This is a genomic window from Streptomyces zhaozhouensis (assembly GCF_900230195.1).
In the GTDB taxonomy this organism is placed as follows: domain Bacteria; phylum Actinomycetota; class Actinomycetes; order Streptomycetales; family Streptomycetaceae; genus Streptomyces; species Streptomyces zhaozhouensis.
This window is the reverse complement of record NZ_OCNE01000001.1, coordinates 482,613-499,413: the sequence shown is the minus strand read 5'-3', so window position 1 is coordinate 499,413 and position 16,801 is coordinate 482,613. Positions and strand designations below refer to the sequence as shown.

Genomic DNA, 16,801 nt, shown 5'->3' with positions numbered 1-16,801 from the left:
TCAGCTCCTCACGTCCGCGTAGTGGACCCAGTACCTGGACGAGAGGAAGGCGATCGCCGAGAAGACCGCGATCACCGCGAAGAGCACCCAGGCGAGCGCCGACGCGTAGCCCATGTGGAACTGGGTGAACCCCTCCTCGTACAGGTAGAGGGTGTAGAAGAGCGTCGAGTCCGAGGGACCGCCGGTGCCGTTGCTCACCACGTAGGCCGGGGTGAACGCCTGGAACGCGCCGATCACCTGGAGCAGCAGGTTGAAGAAGATCAACGGGCTCAGCAGCGGCAGCGTCACCGCGCGGAACCGCGCGATCGGCCCGGCGCCGTCCAGCTCCGCCGCCTCGTACAGCTCCCGCGGGATCTGCCGCAGCCCCGCCAGGAAGATGATCATCGGCGAGCCGAACTGCCAGGCGGCCAGCACGATCATGGTCAGCAGCGAGGTGTCGGGGTCGGCGATCCAGGAGTGCCCGGTGTCCGCGCCGAACCACGACAGGAAGTGGTTGAGCAGCCCGTCGGAGCCGAACAGCTGCCGCCACAGCACCGCGATGGCGACGCTGCCGCCCAGCAGCGACGGCAGATAGTAGACCGCGCGGTAGACCCGCAGCCCGCGCACGCCCCGGTTGAGCAGCATCGCCACGGCCAGCGCGAACGCCAGCCGCGCGGGCACCGAGGCGAAGACATAGGTGAAGGTGACGCGCAGCGCGTTCCAGAACCGCTCGTCGTCGAAGAACGCCTGGCTGTAGTTGTCCAGACCGATCCACCGCGGCGGGTCGAAGAGGTTGAAGTCCGTGAACGACAGCGCGAGCGAGGCGACCATCGGACCCAGGACCAGCAGGAAGAAGCCGACCAGCCAGGGCGCCAGGAAGAGGTAGCCCCAGCCGTTGTGCCGATGGCGGGTGCGGGTGCGGGCGCGGGTGCGGGGGGACGCGCTCATGCCCCGACCACCCCCGCCGCGTAGTCGTAGTAGGCGTCGGCCGCCGCCTCGGGGGAGCGCAGGCCGAAGCCGACGTCCTGGTTGTAGCGGTTGAACTCCGAGCGCAGCTCGGTGAAGCCGAGCGGCCACACCCGGGGCAGCGGCGTGGAGTACGCGGCGACCAGGTCCATGTAGTCCAGCGAGACCCGGGTCACCGGGTCGGCGCCCTCCCGCGCCCGCGCGCGGGCGTCGGCGCGCGGCGGGGTGCCAAGCCGGGTGCCCAGCAGCTCCTCGGCCGCCGGGTCGTTGACCAGGAAGTCCACCAGCTCCACCGCCACGTCCGCGTGCCGGGTCTCGGCGGCGACCGACCACAGGCTGGCCGCGTTGATCCACAGCCCGGGACGGGGCTCGCCCGGCGCGCTCCGGGACGGTCCCGGCGGCAGCAGCGCGGCGTACTCGGCCTCGCGCAGCGAGGCGTGGGAGCCGATGTCCTGGGTCCAGGCGAAGGTCATCGCGGCCCGGCCACGCACCATCGGGCTCTGTGCCAGCATGTTGACGCTCTCGGCCGTCATGTCGGGCGGCGGCGCCGCGCCCCGCTCGCGCAGCCGCTGCCACAGCGCCAGCCACTCGGCCAGCCAGTCGACAGGGAAGGCCAACCGGTCCTCCTCGTCGAAGAGTTCGCGCCCGCGCTGGCGCACGAAGAGCTGGAAGGCCATCAGGTCGCCGCCGCCGTCCTGGAGGCCGAAGACCTCCCCGTCCGAGGCGCGGTGCACCTCGCCGGCCAGCTCCTCCAGGTCGTCCCAGGTCCAGGCGCGGTCGTCCGGCAGGTCGCGGCCGGTGACCCCGCGCAGCAGCCCCCGGTCGGCGATCACGGTCAGCGCGTTGGTGGCGGCCACGACCGCGTAGGTCCTGCCCCGGTAGCCGCCGGTGGAACGGGCGCTGGCGTCGACGTCGTCCAGGCGCAGCGCGTCGCCGAGGTAGGGGTCGAGCGGGCGCAGCGCGCCCCGGCCCACGTACTCGGGGAGATAGGTGGCGGCCTGCATCATCAGGTCGGGGGTGTCACCGCCGGCGGTGCGGGTGGCGAGCTTGTCCCAGTACCCGTCCCAGGGCAGGAACTCCGAGTGGACGCGCGGTCGTCCGGCGCCGGCCTCGCGGAAGGCGCCGACCGCGTCGTCGAGGGCGTCGTTGAGGCCGGGGTCGCCCCACCAGGAGGCGGCCATTCCGGGACCACCTCCCCCGCCGCCGCAGCCGGCGGCCACCAGTCCGGTGGCGGCCAGGCCGAGCACGGTCCGGCGGGAGGGTCGGGGGGCGGGCGCGGGGTTGCGGATGTGTCGCGGCATGTCGGGCCTCGTGCGGGATTCGAGGACGACGGCGGGCGGACGCCTCGGGGCGTCCGGGTCGCACGTCCTGAGACTGGACTTCGCCCGAGTGTGTAACGTTAAACTTGGCTTGTAAACCCCCCTCACCGGGCTTGTTTGTTTCGCGTCATACTGGCGCCATGCCACGTGAAGCTGCGGGAGGCCCCCGGCCCGGGGGGCGGCCTTCGTTGAGGGACGTCGCCACGCTCGCCGGTGTGTCGGTGATGACGGTCTCCAACGTGGTGCGCGGTGCCCCCAACGTCTCCGACGCCACCCGCCGGCGCGTCCTGGAGACCATCGAACGGATCGGCTATGTGCCGAACTCCTCGGCCCGCAACCTGCGGGCCGGCCGCTCGGGCGTCGTCTCGCTCGCCATCCCCACCATCGACAACTCCTACTTCGCCGAGCTGGCCCGGCTGCTGATGGACGAGGCCGCCGCGCTCGGCTGGACGGTGCTGATCGAACAGACCAAAGGCGACGGCGAGTTGGAGCGCCGCGCGCTGGCCGGCTACGGGCCGACGCCGACCGACGGGCTGGTCTTCTACCCGCAGGCGCTGGCCGCCGACGAGGTCGCCGCGCACGCGGCCGGCCGCCCGCTGGCGCTGCTCGGCGAGCAGGGCGACCGGGGCCCCGGCGACCTGGTGATCGTGGACAACGAGGGGGCGGCGCGGGAGGCCGTCGCGCACCTGCTGGCGCTGGGACGCCGGAGGGTCGCGGCGGTGGGGGAGTCACCGGCCGCGGGGACGGAGAACAGCCACCGGCGGATCGCGGGGTACCGCGCCGCGCTGGAGGAGGCCGGGGTGCCCCTCGACGCCGAACTGGCCCCGCGGGTCGACCACTACACCCGCGCCGAGGGCGCCGCGGCGGTCGGCGCGCTGCTGGACGGCCCGGCGCCGCCGGACGCGGTCTTCGCGTTCAACGACATGCTGGCGGTCGGGGCGGTGCACGCGGCGCTGGAACGGGGGCTGCGGGTGCCCGAGGACCTGGCCGTGGTCGGCTTCGACGGCACGGACGAGGCGCGGTACTGCAACCCGCCGCTGACGACCGTCGCGCCGGACAAGCGGGGCATCGCCCGGGAGGCGATGCGGCTGCTGCACGAACGGATCACACGGGGCGACGACCTGCCCTACCGGACGGTGCGGATGGGGCACGAGCTGCTGGTGCGACGCAGTTCCCTTGCCACGGCGGGCGGTTGACGGGGTGACGACCGCCGGTCCTCGGCGTCGTGTCCCCCGGCGTCGCGTTTCGCGGGGGCGCGTTCCCCGTGGGCGGGGCGGCGTTCAGGGCGCGGGCGCGCTCCTCCGTCGCCGCTCGTCCCGTTGTCGTTCGTCCGCCGTTCGCGCCGGTCAGCCGACGGCCAGACCGGCGCCGCCCAGACAAGCGTCCAGCGGCTCGGCCGTCGACCCGCGCGAGGTCGGGGGGAACGCCAACGCGTGGCAGGCACGCGCGAGATAGCCGACGTCGCCCCCTTCGAGGGACGCCGGCCCGCCCAGCAGCCCGACGGCCTGCCCCGCCGCCCTTCGCACGGCGGCCCGCGTCGTGTGGCGGGCCATCAGCGCGGCGGCCCGCGTCGGGGAGCCGCTCGCGCCCGCGTCGACCCAGCCGGCGACCCGGTCCAGCGCCCGCACGGCCGCCTCGACGTCCGCGACCAGCTCCCCCCGCTCCCGCGCGGTGCCGCGCCCGGACGTCAGGACCCGTTCCACCAGCCCGGAGACCACGCCCAGGGCGGCGCCGCTGAGCAGCAGCGCGCACCAGAGAGGCCCGAACGCCCGCGGCCGGTCCTCCTCGGCCGCGCCCCGCTCCGGGGCGACCCCGATCACCAGCTGGTCGTCGACCCGCACGTTCTCCAGGACCAGTTCGTCGCCCTCGGCGGCGGTCAGCACCGGCGCGTTCCGACACGGCCGCACCGAGACGCCCTCGCTGCCGGAGGGGGCCAGGGCCACCCCGGACCCGATCTCCCTTCCCCTCTCGACGAGGCGGACGCCGGCGACGAGGACGTCCGCCGAACGCGACAGCGCGCAGGGCCGCTTGGCGCCGCTGACCAGCCAGCCGCCGTCCGGCGCGCGCTCCGCCCGCATCGCCGGCGTGAGGGGGCCGGGACCGCCCGGCCCCCCGGCGAAGGCGCCGGCCAGCAGCAGCCGGTCGCGGACGACGGCGTCCAGCAGCAGCCACGCGAAGTCCTCGCCGCGCCGGGCGAGCGCCGCCAGGCCGGCCACCGAGAAGTGGTGCGTCGTCGTGGCGATCGCCAGCGACGGGGCCACCGCGCCGATCGCCAGCGTGCAGCGCAGCGCGTCGGCCGCGCCGGCCCCCGCCCCGCCGTGCAGCGCGGGCGCCAGCAGCCCGGCCCCCCTGGCCTGGCGGAACGCGCGGAGCGCGGGCCCGCCTGGGCGCTCCAGCTCGGCGAGTTCGGGGCCGGCCAGCCGCCTGCCCAGGCCGGGCAGCAGCCGCTCCAGCGTCTCCCGTTCGTCGCTCAGAAACCGCACGGCGCCCCCACCTCGGCGCCGGCGCGCGCCCGCCGGGCGGCGGCACGTTTCTCGCTGCCGACGCGGCCCTCGCGGCCCTCGCCGCCGACGCGAGCCGGACAGTTCCGCAAGGCCGCCCCCGCTCCTCACCCGCCGGCCGGTCCGGGAAGCCCCCTGGCCGCGCGCGGCCAGGGTTCCCCCCGGCCTCCCCCCGGCGTTCTCCCCCCGGGAAAACTACGGAGCGGGCGACCTCGGCGGCAACCCCTAAGTGCCCCTAACAACCGCGCTGAACTGGGCCGTTGCGGGCGACCGCGCCTGGCCTTGCCGGCCTTGGGCGGGTTGTCGTCCTCGCCCCGGTGGCCGGTTGCTCGCGCGGTTCCCCGCGCCCCTTTTCGGCCGGTGGCGGGTTGGCGTTCGCGGTCAGGCGCCCTGTCAGGGGCGTGGGGGACTGCGCGGTGCGTGGGTGGTGGGTCGCGGACGACCACGGTGCTAGCCGGCTGGGTGGGTTGTCGTCCTCGCCCCGGTGGTCGGTTGCTCGCGCGGTTCCCCGCGCCCCTTTTCGGCCGGTGGCGGGTTGGCGTTCGCGGTCAGGTCTCCCGTCAGGGGCGTGGGGGACTGCGCGGTGCGTGGGTGGTGGGTCGCGGACGACCACGGTCCTAGCCGGCTGGGTGGGTTGTCGTCCTCGCCCCGGTGGTCGGTTGCTCGCGCGGTGCCCCGGGCCCCTTTTCGGCCGGTGGCGGGTTGGCGTTCGCGGTCAGGCGCCCTGTCAGGGGCGCGGGGGACTGCGCGGTGCGTGGGTGGTGGGTCGCGGACGACCACGGTGCAAGCGCCGGCCAGGTGGGGGGTTGCCGTCGGCGCCAGGGCTCCTGCATGATCCGAAGGTCGCCGCGACACCCGGTGGGGACGCGCCACGGGGGACACGTCCGCGTGGAGGGGGCAGGGCATGACACCGGGGCAGGGGCACGGACACGGGCCAGTGGAAGCGCGGTTGGACGAGCTGCTGGCCGGCGCGGGGCGCGGCGCCGGCGCGTTCGCCGTGGTCAGCGGCCCGACCGGGCACGGCAGGAGCACGGTGCTGCGCCGCCTGGCGGCGCGCGCCGCCGACGCGGGCGCCGTGGTGCTCACCGCCACCGCCCACCGCGACGGGCCACCCGCGCCGCACGCCACCGTCGGCCAACTCCTCGCGCCGCTGCGCCGGGACGACGCGCCCGACGACGCCCGGCTGCACACCGCCGTGCGGGAGGCGGCGGCCCGGCGGACGGTGCTGGTCACCGTGGACGACCTCCAGCACGCCGACGAGGCGTCGGTGCGCGACCTACGCCACCTCGCCGACCGCCTCGCCGGCGAACGGGTCGCGCTCGTCGTCTCCTGGCGCCGCGTCCCGGGCGAGGACGAGCCGGAGCCGCTGCGCGCGTTGCTCTACCGGCCCGCCGCCCGCTGGCTGCTGCTGCCCGCGCTGCCGCCCGACGCCGTCGTGGCGTTGGCGCGCCGGCACGGCGCCGCCGCCGCGCGGCGCGTCGCCGAGCACCGCGCGCTCGCCGGCGGCAGCCCGCTGCTGGCCACCGCGCTCGCGCGGGACGCCGCGCAGCCGGGCACGGTGCCGGGACCGGCGTACGCGAGGGCCGTGTTGACCTGCCTGTACCGCACCGGCCCGGTCGCCACCCGGGTCGCGCGCGCCCTCGCGCTGCTCGACGCCCCCGGCGCGCCCGACGACCCCCGGCTCCTCGGCCGGCTCGCCGGCGTCGACGCCGGCCTGCGGGAACGGGCCCTCGACGCCCTGGCGGAGGCCGGCGTCCTGGCCGACGGCGCGTTCCGCCACCCCGCCGGGCGCCGGGCGGTGCTCGACGGGCTGCCCGCCGACGAGGAGACCGCGCTGCGCCGCGCCGCCGCCCGACTGCTGCACGAGGAGGGCGCGCCCGCCGGCACCGTCGCCGCCCAACTGCTGGCCGCGGGGCCGCTGCGGGAGGAGTGGGTGCCGCCGCTGCTGCGCGAGGCGGCGCGCGGCGCGCTCGCCGGGGGCGAGACCACCGGGGCCGCGCGCCTGCTGCGGCTGGCCGTCGAGTCCTGCGCCACCGACGTCGCCCGCTACACCGCCAAAGTCGAGCTGGCGATGGTCCGTTGGATGAGCGACCCGGCCGCCTCTGTCCCGCTGTTCCTGGCGCTTCGGGCGCCGATCCTGGCCGGCAAGGTCCCCGCGCGCCACGCCCTGGACGTCGCGCTCACGATGCTGTGGGGCCTGCGGTTCGACGAGGCCGTCGAGGTCATCGAGCACGCCGGCCTCGTCCCCACCGACGACCCCGAGGAGGTGCTGCGGGCGCGGGTCACCCGGCTGATGCTGGAGACCATGTTCCCCGGGGTCGCCGCCCGGCTGGGCGGGGCGCCGGCCCTCCCGGCGACCCGCGGCCGGCTCGGCTCGGAGGACGAGGCGCTGCTGGGCGTGTTGGAGATCCTCTCCGCCGTGCTGCGGCAGTCCGCCGACGGCCACGCCCTCGCCCGCGTCGAGCAGGAGCTGCGCGGCAACCACACCGGGCCGAACACGCTCGCGCCGATCGGCTCGCCCGTCCTCGGCCTGCTCTGCCTCGTCTACTCCGACCGCCTCACCGCCGCCGCCGAGTGGTGCGACCGCGCGCTGGCCGACACCGGGTCCGCCGCGTTCCCCGACGCGGCCGGCGCCCTGTGGCGGGCGTTCCTCGACGCCGTGGGCGCGGTCGTCGCGCTGCGCACCGGCCGGCCGCGCGCCGCCGTGGAGCGGGCCCGCGGCGCCCTGGAGCGGATCGGCGCGCGGGACTGGAACAGCACCCGGGTGCTGGCGCTCGCCACCCTCGCCGAGGCCCACACCGGGATGGGGGAACTCGCGGCGGCCGCCGAGCTGTTCGTCGACCCCGTCCCCGACGGGGCGTTCGAGGCGCTGGCCGGCCCGCTCTATCTGCACGCGCGCGGGCGCCACCATCTGGCGGAGGACCGGGCGCACGCCGCGCTGGCCGACTTCCTGCGCTGCGGACGGCAGTTGACGACCTGGGGCGTCGAGGCGCCGGGGCTGGTGCCGTGGCGCGCGGCGGCGGCCGAGGCGTGGCTGGCGCTCGGTGAACCGGCACGGGCCCGTGTCCTCGCCGAGGAGCAACTGGTCGTGCTGCGCGACGAGTTCCCCCGCACCCGCGCCATGGCGCTGCGCTGTCTGGCCGCCACCCGCGCGCCGGGGGAGCGGCCCGCGCCGCTGCGCGCGGCCGTCGCGCTGCTGGAACGCTGCGGCGCCCGCTACGAACTGGCCCGCGTCCTGGTCGACCTCGGCGAGGCCCACCACGCGCTCGGCGACCGCCACGCCGCCTACTCCGTCCGCCGCCGCGCCCGGCGGATCGCCCGCGACTGCGACGCCCGCGGCCTCTACGAGCCCGCGCCGCCGCCCGCCGCACCGCCCACCGAGGACGCGGCCGACCGCCGGGCGCCCCGGGGCGGCGACGCCCCGGCCCGGCTCACCACCTCCGAGCGCCGGGTCGCGGCGCTGGCCGTCCAGGGCTTCAGCAACCGGGAGATAGCCGAGCACCTCTATGTCACGGTCTCCACCGTCGAGCAGCATCTGACCCGCGTCTACCGCAAGACCGGGGTCGGCAGCCGCGCGGAGCTGTCCGCCGCCCTGCGCCCGCACCGGGTGGCCGCGGCCTGACGTGCCGCCGGCCGCGAACTCCGGGCGCCACGCGTCGCGTTGCCGCCGCGCCACGCCGTCCATCGGGTGACATTGCGCGGCGCCGGCGGCCGGACTCGCGAGGGTGGGGGCCATGTTCTGGAAGCGAACCCTGCGCCGGGCCGCCGCCTTCGCGCTGCCCGTCGGCCTGCTGCTGACCCCCGTCACCCTCACCGCCGCGCCGGTCGCCAGCGCCGCCGTCGCCTGCCCCACGGTCGAGGACCCGCTGTACGCGGCCAACAACCGCGACGTGGACGTCGACCGGATCTCCCCCGACCCCGACTACCGGGAGGACTGCCGCCAGCTGTACCGGGCGGACGGCAGGTCGCCCGAGGTGATCTTCGAGGAGGGCTTCGAGCCCAGGGACGTGGTCGGCGGACAGTACGACCTGGAGCAGTACGTACTGGTCAACCAGCCGTCGCCGTTCGTCAGTACCAGCTATGACCACGACCTGTACAAGGGCTGGCGCTCGGCAGGTTACAACTACTACATCGACGCCCCGGGCGGCATCGACGTCAACGCGACCATCGGGGACCAGCACCGCTGGGCCGACCAGGTCGAGGTCGCCTTCCCGGGCGGCATCGCCACCGAGTTCGTCGTCGGGGCCTGCCCGATCGACGCCGACAGCCGCACCGAGATCATGGACGAGTGCGTCGACAACCCGCACTACACCCCCTGGCGCGGCTGAGCCGGCGCCGCGTGCCCTCCGCCCGCCGCCGGGACCGAGCCCGGCGGCGGGCGGACGTTCAACGGGACGGGCTCCGGGTCAACGCAGCTCGCCCGTGCAGCACTTGACGCTGCCGCCGGCCTTCAGCAGCTCCGACAGGTCGATCGGGACCGGCTCGAACCCGCGTTCCCGCAACGGGTCCAGCAGCCCGACGGCGGCCTGCGGGAGCACCACGTGGTGGCCGTCGGAGACCGCGTTCATGCCCAGCGCCAGCGCGTCCGACTCCGCCGCGACGAGCGCGTCGGGGAAGAGCCGCCGCAGCACCGCGCGGCTGCCGGGGGAGAACGCCCCCGGGTAGTACATGACGGTGCCCCGCGTCCGTCCCTCCTCGCCGTCCGGGCCGTCGTCCAGCACGCACAGCGCGGTGTCCAGGTGGTAGAAGCGCGGGTCCACCAGGTCCAGCGCGATCACCGGACGCCCGAAGTACTCCTGGGCCTCCTGCGGGGCCAGCGGGCTGGAACGGAAGCCGTGGCCGGCCAGCAGCCAGTCGGCCGTCACCGCGAAATCGCCCTCGCCCTCGTTGGTGTGTTGAGCGCGTTGAAACTCGGTCCGGCCCTGTTCCCGGTGCCACTCCTCGTGCACCGTCGCCTCGCCGTACCGCTCGGGATGGGCGAACCGGGCGCCCAGCACCCGGTCCTCCAGCTGGAGCCCGCCGTTGGCCGTGAAGACCAGGTCAGGCAGGTCGGGGTGCGGGGTCAGCTCGTCCACCGAGTGGCCGAGCGAGCGATAGCAGTCACGCAGATCGCTCCACTGGGCCATCGCCAGTCGAACATCGACAGGCTTGGTCAGGTCCATCCACGGATTGATCGAATACGTGACCCGGAAGTGTTCCGGTGGACACATCAGATAGCGACGAGGTCGGTACACCGAGGCTCCTTGTGGGTGAAGGGCCGCTTGGCTTGGTGCGGATCGCACTGCGGTGAGCACAGTGTGCCCAGCGCGGGCGCCGTACACCAGGGGCCGCCGATTACCCATCCGGGGCGACGACAGGGCAGGATGAGCGCAACCCGGAGTACGGCCCGAGGCGCCCCGGTCGCACCCCGGGATCGTCCGGGAGCGCGCGGGTCTTCGAGCGACGCGGAATAACGCGGGACATCCGAGCGCTGCTCTGCTGACGGGACGGAAGTGAGGCGGTAGGCGGCTGATGGCACGCGAGAGCAGAATCCCCCGCTGGTGGCGACGTGGTGGTCGGGACGCCGGTGGCGAGGCCGCCGCACTGGCCCGTGAGGAGTCACTGCTCGCCGTCGCCGAGGCGGGGCTGCCCGTCGCGCCGGCCGCGCACCCGAGGGGGCCTGGCTGTTCCTGTGCCAGGATCGGCTGTCCCACGCCGGCGCGGCACCCGGTCTCCCTCACCTGGAACGCGGAGGCCACCACCGACGCCGAGCAGGTGCTGCGCTGGCTGCGCGCCGACCCCGAGGCCAACTTCGTCACCGCCACCGGCCGCGCCCACGACGTGCTCGACGTGCCGCTGGCCGCCGGGCGGCAGGCGCTGGAACGTTTGGCCGCCGACGGGGTCGAGGTCGGCCCCGTCGCGGTGGTCGACCCCGACCGGATGCTCTTCTTCACCGCGACCAGGGGCACCCCGGACGACGAGGACGAGTGGTGGCCCTGCGAACTGGACTGCCATCCCGAGACCGTGGACGAGCACCACGGGCTGCGCTGGCACTGCCGGGGCAGCTATGTGCTGCTGCCGCCCTCCCGGCTCACCGAGGACGGCGCCGAGGGCGCGCGCTGGCTGCGCGGCCCGGAGCACCCGCTGCCCGATCCGCTGGCGCTGCTGGAGACCCTGACCGACGCCTGCGCCAGCCATCGCGAACCGGCCTGGCCCAGCTGATCCCGGGCGGCACACCCGGGGAACGAGGACCACGCGGAACGGGGAGGGGCACCGTGGCCCCTCCCCGTTCCGCTTCGCTCTCTCTTGACGTGTGGGCGCCCGCGAGGGGCGCGCGGCTCACTCGCCCAGCGCGTTGAAGACGCCCGCGAGCCGGGAGCGCAGGTCCACCGGGTCCTCGCCCTCCGGCACGTAGGCCGTGAACGTCGCGTAGCGCTGGAGCGTCACCGCCCGGTCGGCGGTGCCCTGCATCAGCGGCTTCACCCGGTCGTCCACCACCGGGGTCTCGCCCTCGGCCCAGGTCTGCTTCTCGTCCATCCGCATCGTGAAGAGCACCATCGCGCCGCCGTCGGCGGTCCGCACCGCGAACGACGGGTGCTCGGCCTGCTCCTGCGGCACGTCGGCGTAGTCGGTCTGGCTCGCCGCGTCGTTGGCCCGCTCGTCCCTGACCGCCAGCGTCTCCGAGGTGTGCGGGCCGCCGAGGAACGAGCCCTGGCCCTCCTGGAGATACGTGGCGTAGGTCTCGCCCAGCTCGCTCGGCACCACCGAGAGACCGGTGTTCTCGCTGGAGACCTGCAACTCCTCCAGGTGGCCGTCCTCGTCCTCGGCGAACTCCGGGATGGCGGACGGCGCGAGCACCGACAGATAACGCGCCTTCCACGGCTCGTCGACGCTGTCGCGCGCGAAGGTGAGCAGCCAGTTGTGCTCGCTGTCCGGCACGTCGAGGCGGGTGTCCACCATGAAGAACTTGGGCCACCCGGACTGCTGCGGGATCAGGAAGCGGGGCTCGACCGGGGCCAGCGGCTCCCGGGTCGTCGGCTCCTCGCCCGCCGCCTCGGCCTCCTCGGCCAGCGCGCCCTGGGCGACCATCGAGGCGCCGTTGATCTCCGCCAGCGCGCCGCCCTCGACCGTGGCGTTCAGCTCGGGGTCGAAGGTCTCCCACGCCTCGTTGCTGACCTCGAAGTAGTGGTCCAGGACCTCCTGGGCCTCCTCCTGGGTGGTCGCCGGCACCACGGCGGTCTCGCCGCGCACCGTCATGCAGCCCGACAGGGACGTGACCGTGGCCAGAGCCACGAACAGCCCCGCCGTGGTCGTCGTCAGTCGTCCGCGCAGCCGCATCCTCGGCCCTCCCCGTCGTGTGTCGCTTCGGCCCCCGATGGTATCCGTGCCGGGAGCGGCCGCGTGCGGCGGCTGCCGGCACCGAGGGCCCACGGCGCGGGCCGGCGCGTGGGATGATGCCACGCATGGTGGGGACGGGGCGGACGTTGGGTTACGGGGCAGCCGTCGCGCGGCTCGCCGAGGCGCAGAAGACCGCCAGGGGGGTCTCCCTCTACTCCCGCCACGTGAACCGGCCGGTCGGCCGCCGACTGGCCGCCGCCGCCTACCGCCTGGGGCTCGGCCCCCACCAGGTCACGCTGTTGAGCGCCGCCGTCAGCGGCGCCGCGCTGGCCGCCGTGGCGCTCGCCGAGCCGTCCTGGGCGTGGGGGTGCGCCGTCTGGTTCGGGCTCTTCCTCGGCTTCGCGCTGGACTCGGCGGACGGCCAACTCGCCCGGCTGCTCGGCAGCTCGGGGCCGGCCGGCGAGTGGCTGGACCATGTGGTGGACCTCGCCAAGATCACCGCGCTGCACGCCGTGGTGCTGATCGCCTTCCACCGCCACTTCGCACTCCCGGGCGACGGCTGGCTGTTGCTGCCGCTCGGCTTCCAACTCGCCCACCTGCTGCTCTTCTTCGGCGGCCTGCTCACCGAGCAGCTGCGGCGCGGCGCCCCCGCCGCCGCGCCGCAGCCCGCCCCCTCGCGCGCCCGCGCCGTGGCGCTGCTGCCCGTCGACTACGGCACGCTCTGCCTGCTCTTCACGCTGCTCGGCGACGAACGCGCCTTCCGCTACGGCTATCTCGCCCTCGGCTGCGCCTACGTGCTGTGCTGCGCGGGCTTCTCGGTGCGCTGGTTCCGCGCGCTCTCAGCGCTCAACGCGTCGAGCGCGCCCCGCAGTTGAGTGCTGGAGGTGTGCACCGTGTACGGGAAGTACACGATCCGCACGCCCACCGTGGCGAAGTCCCGTTCCAGCTTCTCGCCCCGGGGCGTGCCCCGCCAGTCGTCGCCCTTGAACAGCACGTCGAACCGCACCTGCCGCCAGGTCTCCAGCTTGTCGGGCACGGTCTCGACGAACGCCGCGTCGACATGGCGGATGCTGCGGACGATCTCCAGCCGCTCCACCAGCGGCACCACCGGCGGCCTGCCCTTGGCCAACGCGGCCATCTCGTCCGAGACCACGCCGGCCACCAGGTGGTCGCAGTGACTCCTGGCGTGCCGGAGGATGTTGAGATGGCCGACGTGGAAGAGGTCGTAGACCCCCGGCGCGTACCCCACGGTCCCCATGACGTCCGAACCCCCCACTGGCCGGTCCCCGCCCCGCGCACCCCGCACCGGGACACCCCGCCGCGTCGATCGGAGCCTAACCCGGGGCCGGCCGCCGCCGGAGGGGTAACGCCCAACCGGCCGGCGCGGGGCGGGGATTGGCCGGAATGCGACGCCCGCCACGCTGTCGGGACCGCGAACTCGCCGCCGCCACACCGCCGTTCTCCGGCCGAAGTCCGTCACAGCGTCCTCCGCCCCCGCCCGGCATGGGATGCTGACGCGCGGTCGTGCCGTACCGGTCGCGCGCCGATAAGCTGTGCGCCACCGCTGCCAGGGAGGTCCCCCGCTGTCACGGATGCCGCCACGGAGGCCAGGGCCCCGGCGGTGGAGAAGAGGAGCGTCGTGAGCGACCCGCAGACCCCCGGCGGCGAACGTCTGCTGCTGGTGTCCACCAACTACGCGCCCGAGCAGGCCGGGATCGGCCCCTACGCCACCCAGCTCGCCGAGCACTGGGCGACCGCACGCGACGCCGAGGTCCATGTCCTCGCCGGCCTGCCGCACTACCCGGCCTGGCGCGTCGACCCCGGCTACCGGGGGCGCTGGCGGCTGGTCGACGAACGGGAAGGCGTCCTGGTGCACCGCCGCCGGCACTATGTCCCCGGCCGGCAGAGCGCGTTACGCCGCGCCGCCTACGAGGGCACCATCCTCGGCCACGGGCTGCTCGCCCCGCCCCGGATGGCCAGGCCGGACGCCGTCCTCGCCCAGGTGCCGAGCCTCGCCGGCGGGCTGCTCGCCGCCCGGATCGCCGCCCGTCACCGGGCCCCCTTCGTGCCCGTCGTGCAGGACCTGATGGGCGCCGCCGCCGCGCAGAGCGGCATCGCCGGCGGCGGGCGGGTCGCCGCGCTGGCCGCCGGGATCGAGCGGCGGATGCTGGCGCGGGCCACCCTGGTCGGCGTCATCCACGAGTCGTTCGCCGAAGGCGTTCGCGCCCTCGGCGTGCCCACCGACCGGATCCGGCTCGTCCCCAACTGGTCCCATGTCGCGCCCCCCACGCGCCCGCGCGCGGCCGTCCGCGCGCGCCTGGGCTGGCCGGAGGACCGCACCGTGCTGCTCCACTCCGGCAACATGGGCGCCAAACAGGGGCTCGACGTGCTGGTCGAGACCGCCAGGCGGGCGCCCGAGCTGCACGTGGTGCTCATGGGCGACGGCTCCTGCCGCGCCCGCCTGGCCGCCGCCGCCGAGGGGCTGCCCAACGTCGAGCTGCTGCCGCCGGCGCCCCGGGCCGAGTTCACCGACGTCCTGGCCGCCGCCGACGCGCTGCTGGTCACCCAGCGGGCCAGCGTGCTGGACATGAGCGTGCCCTCCAAGCTGACCTCCTACTTCGTGGCCGGCCGCCCGGTGCTCGCCTCCGTCGCGGGGGAGGGAGGCACGGCCGCCGAGCTGCGCCGCTCCGGCGGCGGCCGGCTGGTGCCGCCCGAGGACCCGGACGCCCTGGCCGCGGCCGCCCGCGAGCTGGCGGCCGACCCGGCCGGCGCCGCCGCCCTCGGCGCCGCGGGCGCCGCCTACGCCGCCGGGCACCTCACCCGCGCCGCCGGCCTCGCCCGGTTCTCCGCGCTGCTCGACGAGGTCCTGACCGCGCACGCGCCGGCGCGCGTGCGCGCCGTGCGCCCCGCGCTCCCCGGGGCGCCCGCGTGAGCGCGGTCGCCGGCGCCGAGCGCGCAGCCGCCCCGCACCAGCCGTGGGACGAGCCCGACCTGCTGCGCGACCAGTTCCGCCAACTGCTGCGCTACCGCGCCCTGATCATCTGCGGCATCCTGCTCGGCCTGGCCGGCGGCGCCTGGCTGGGCCTCACCGCCAACGAGAGCTACGTCGCCACCGGCGAGGTCAGCCTCCGCACCCCGACGGCCGACCCGTTCGCCGACCCCGCCCCGATGGACCGGGTCGCCATGGGCTCCGAACGCCGCACCGCCGTCAGCGACATCGTCGCCGAGCGCGCCGCCCAGACCCTCGGCACCTCCGAGAGCGTCGGCCGCCTCAAGCGGGGCCTGACGGTCACCAACCCGCCCAACACGCAGGTGCTGCGCTTCGCCTACAGCGCCTCCGACCCGGAGGTCGCCGCCCAGCGCGCCGGCGCCTTCGTCACCGCCTACCTCGCCAACCGGCAGGCCGACGCCGACGAGACCATCACCCAGAACGTCGCCTCCCTCGAAGGCCAGCGCGAGCCGCTGCTGGAGCGCCGCGACCAGCTCCAGGCCGAGGTGGACACCCTGGTCGAGGGCACCTCCCCCTACGACCTGGCGGTGGCCGACCTCTCCCAGGTCGTCGGCCAGATCGCCGAACTCAACTCCGACATCAGCGCGTTGCGCGCGCTGGACACCACCGGCGGCCGGGTCATCACCGAGGCCGCCCCGCCCTCCTCGCCCGCCGGCCCCGGGCTGCCGCTGCTGCTCGGACTCGGCTACGTGGTCGGCATCGGCCTCGGCCTGCTCGCCGCCTGGGTGCGGCTGGTCTTCGACCCCACCGTCCGCTCCGCGGGCGACGTCACCCGCGCGCTGCGCGCGCCGGTGCTCGGCGTGCTGCCGCGCGCCGGGCGCGATCCGGACCAGCTGCTGGCCGAGGGCCGGCTGGCCGAGGAGTACCGCTCGATCGCGTTCCGCCTCGCCTACGACGAGGCGTTCGCCCAGCGCCGCCGGCTGCTGGTGGTCGCGCCGCGCGGCGGCATCGACACCCCGCTGGCCGCCGCCGTCAACGTGACCGCCGCCTTCGCCGAGATGGGCATGAACGCCCTGCTGGTCGAGGCCGACCTGCGCACCCCGACCCTCACCGACCAGCTGCGCCACGCCGACGGCGTGCGCCCCGGCTGGGCGCACGCCCCGGCGCGCGCCGACGGGGGCGGCTGGCCCGCCGGGATGCGGGTGCCGATAGACGCGGGGGAGTCCGGCATCTTCGACCTGGTCCCCGGTCGCCGGGTGCGCAACGTGCCGCGCGCCCTGACCTCCCCGGCCGCCACCGAACTCATCGGCCACGCCGACGAGCGGGGCTCCGTCGTGGTGGTGCTGGCGCCGCCCGTCCTCTCCTACGCCGACGCCATCGCCCTGACCGACCGCGTCGACGGCGTGCTGGTCGTCTGCGACCCGGCCGAGGTGCGCCGCGAGGATCTCGCGCGGGTCCGCGAACTGGTCGTCGGCGCCGGCGGATCGCTGCTCGGCGCGGTCCTCCACTCCTGGGGCAACGGCTCGGAGCGCGCGCGCGGCCGGACCGTGCCGCCCCCCGACGCCCCGGCCGCCCCGGCGCCCCGCCAGGAACGCCCCCGGGACGCGCGTGGCCGCCCGGGGCCCGAGCGCGGCGAGGGCAACTCCGAGACCATGGGCCTGCGCGTCCTCGACCCCGCCGAGTGGGAGGACGGCGACCCCCACCACCGCATCTGACCCCGCGCGCCGGCCGCCCCACCCGCCGGCGCGCGCCACTGCCCGCGCGCCGGA

The 16,801-nt window shown here is 75.8% G+C and carries 13 protein-coding genes; 7 read left to right on the top strand and 6 right to left on the bottom strand.

Features of this window, described 5'->3' with window-relative positions:
- Positions 1-927 carry a carbohydrate ABC transporter permease gene (locus CRP51_RS02270; RefSeq protein ID WP_097229201.1) on the bottom strand — a complete coding sequence of 309 codons (927 nt, stop codon included), beginning with the start codon at positions 925-927 and terminating at the stop codon, positions 1-3.
- Positions 924-2,246: an ABC transporter substrate-binding protein gene (locus CRP51_RS02265; RefSeq protein ID WP_097229200.1), complete on the bottom strand. Its 1,323-nt coding sequence runs from the start codon at positions 2,244-2,246 to the stop codon at positions 924-926. Before CRP51_RS02265 ends, CRP51_RS02270 begins: the two co-directional genes overlap by 4 nt.
- 158 nt (positions 2,247-2,404) lie before the next feature.
- On the opposite strand from CRP51_RS02265, the gene CRP51_RS02260 reads away from it, so the two are divergent.
- Positions 2,405-3,460 carry a LacI family DNA-binding transcriptional regulator gene (locus CRP51_RS02260; RefSeq protein WP_097229199.1) on the top strand — a complete coding sequence of 352 codons (1,056 nt, stop codon included), beginning with the start codon at positions 2,405-2,407 and terminating at the stop codon, positions 3,458-3,460.
- A gap of 150 nt (positions 3,461-3,610) precedes the next feature.
- Here CRP51_RS02260 and CRP51_RS02255 read toward each other — a convergent pair whose 3' ends face one another.
- On the bottom strand, positions 3,611-4,747 hold the full coding sequence (locus CRP51_RS02255; RefSeq protein ID WP_097229198.1) for an acyl-CoA dehydrogenase family protein: 1,137 nt from the start codon (positions 4,745-4,747) through the stop codon (positions 3,611-3,613).
- Positions 4,748-5,714: 967 nt separating this feature from the next.
- Here CRP51_RS02255 and CRP51_RS02250 point away from each other — a divergent pair.
- Both CRP51_RS02250 and CRP51_RS02245 read left to right on the top strand, forming a co-directional pair.
- On the top strand, positions 5,715-8,387 hold the full coding sequence (locus tag CRP51_RS02250) for a helix-turn-helix transcriptional regulator (protein ID WP_097229197.1): 2,673 nt from the start codon (positions 5,715-5,717) through the stop codon (positions 8,385-8,387).
- A gap of 112 nt (positions 8,388-8,499) precedes the next feature.
- Positions 8,500-9,093, top strand: a complete 594-nt coding sequence (locus CRP51_RS02245; RefSeq protein WP_097229196.1) for an ADP-ribosyltransferase — start codon at positions 8,500-8,502, stop codon at positions 9,091-9,093.
- A 78-nt stretch (positions 9,094-9,171) separates the two neighbouring features.
- On the opposite strand, the gene ddaH is transcribed toward CRP51_RS02245, so the two are convergent.
- Entirely contained in the window at positions 9,172-10,047 is an 876-nt protein-coding gene (gene ddaH / locus CRP51_RS02240) for a dimethylargininase (RefSeq protein WP_439333105.1), read from the bottom strand.
- Positions 10,048-10,276: 229 nt separating this feature from the next.
- Between ddaH and CRP51_RS02235 the strand changes: the two genes are divergently transcribed.
- Positions 10,277-10,966: a bifunctional DNA primase/polymerase gene (locus CRP51_RS02235; RefSeq protein ID WP_097229194.1), complete on the top strand. Its 690-nt coding sequence runs from the start codon at positions 10,277-10,279 to the stop codon at positions 10,964-10,966.
- Positions 10,967-11,083: 117 nt separating this feature from the next.
- Here CRP51_RS02235 and CRP51_RS02230 read toward each other — a convergent pair whose 3' ends face one another.
- Complete coding sequence (locus tag CRP51_RS02230; RefSeq protein WP_097229193.1) at positions 11,084-12,082, bottom strand: SCO2278 family lipoprotein; 999 nt, start codon at positions 12,080-12,082, stop codon at positions 11,084-11,086.
- 125 nt (positions 12,083-12,207) lie between these two features.
- Here CRP51_RS02230 and CRP51_RS02225 point away from each other — a divergent pair, with 125 nt between their 5' ends.
- Positions 12,208-12,957, top strand: coding sequence for a CDP-alcohol phosphatidyltransferase family protein (locus tag CRP51_RS02225; protein ID WP_245880309.1), 750 nt, complete (start codon positions 12,208-12,210; stop codon positions 12,955-12,957).
- Here CRP51_RS02225 and CRP51_RS02220 read toward each other — a convergent pair.
- On the bottom strand, positions 12,873-13,340 hold the full coding sequence (locus CRP51_RS02220; protein ID WP_097229191.1) for an FAD synthase family protein: 468 nt from the start codon (positions 13,338-13,340) through the stop codon (positions 12,873-12,875). The two genes, CRP51_RS02225 and CRP51_RS02220, sit on opposite strands and share 85 nt — an antisense overlap.
- A gap of 381 nt (positions 13,341-13,721) precedes the next feature.
- Between CRP51_RS02220 and CRP51_RS02215 the strand changes: the two genes are divergently transcribed.
- Both CRP51_RS02215 and CRP51_RS02210 read left to right on the top strand, forming a co-directional pair.
- A complete protein-coding gene (locus tag CRP51_RS02215) occupies positions 13,722-15,014 on the top strand; it encodes a glycosyltransferase (protein WP_245880308.1) in 1,293 nt (430 codons plus the stop codon).
- Positions 15,011-16,747 (top strand): lipopolysaccharide biosynthesis protein, encoded by a 1,737-nt coding sequence (locus tag CRP51_RS02210; protein WP_097229189.1) that lies wholly within the window; start codon positions 15,011-15,013, stop codon positions 16,745-16,747. Before CRP51_RS02215 ends, CRP51_RS02210 begins: the two co-directional genes overlap by 4 nt.
- The last annotated feature ends 54 nt before the right edge of the window (positions 16,748-16,801 follow it).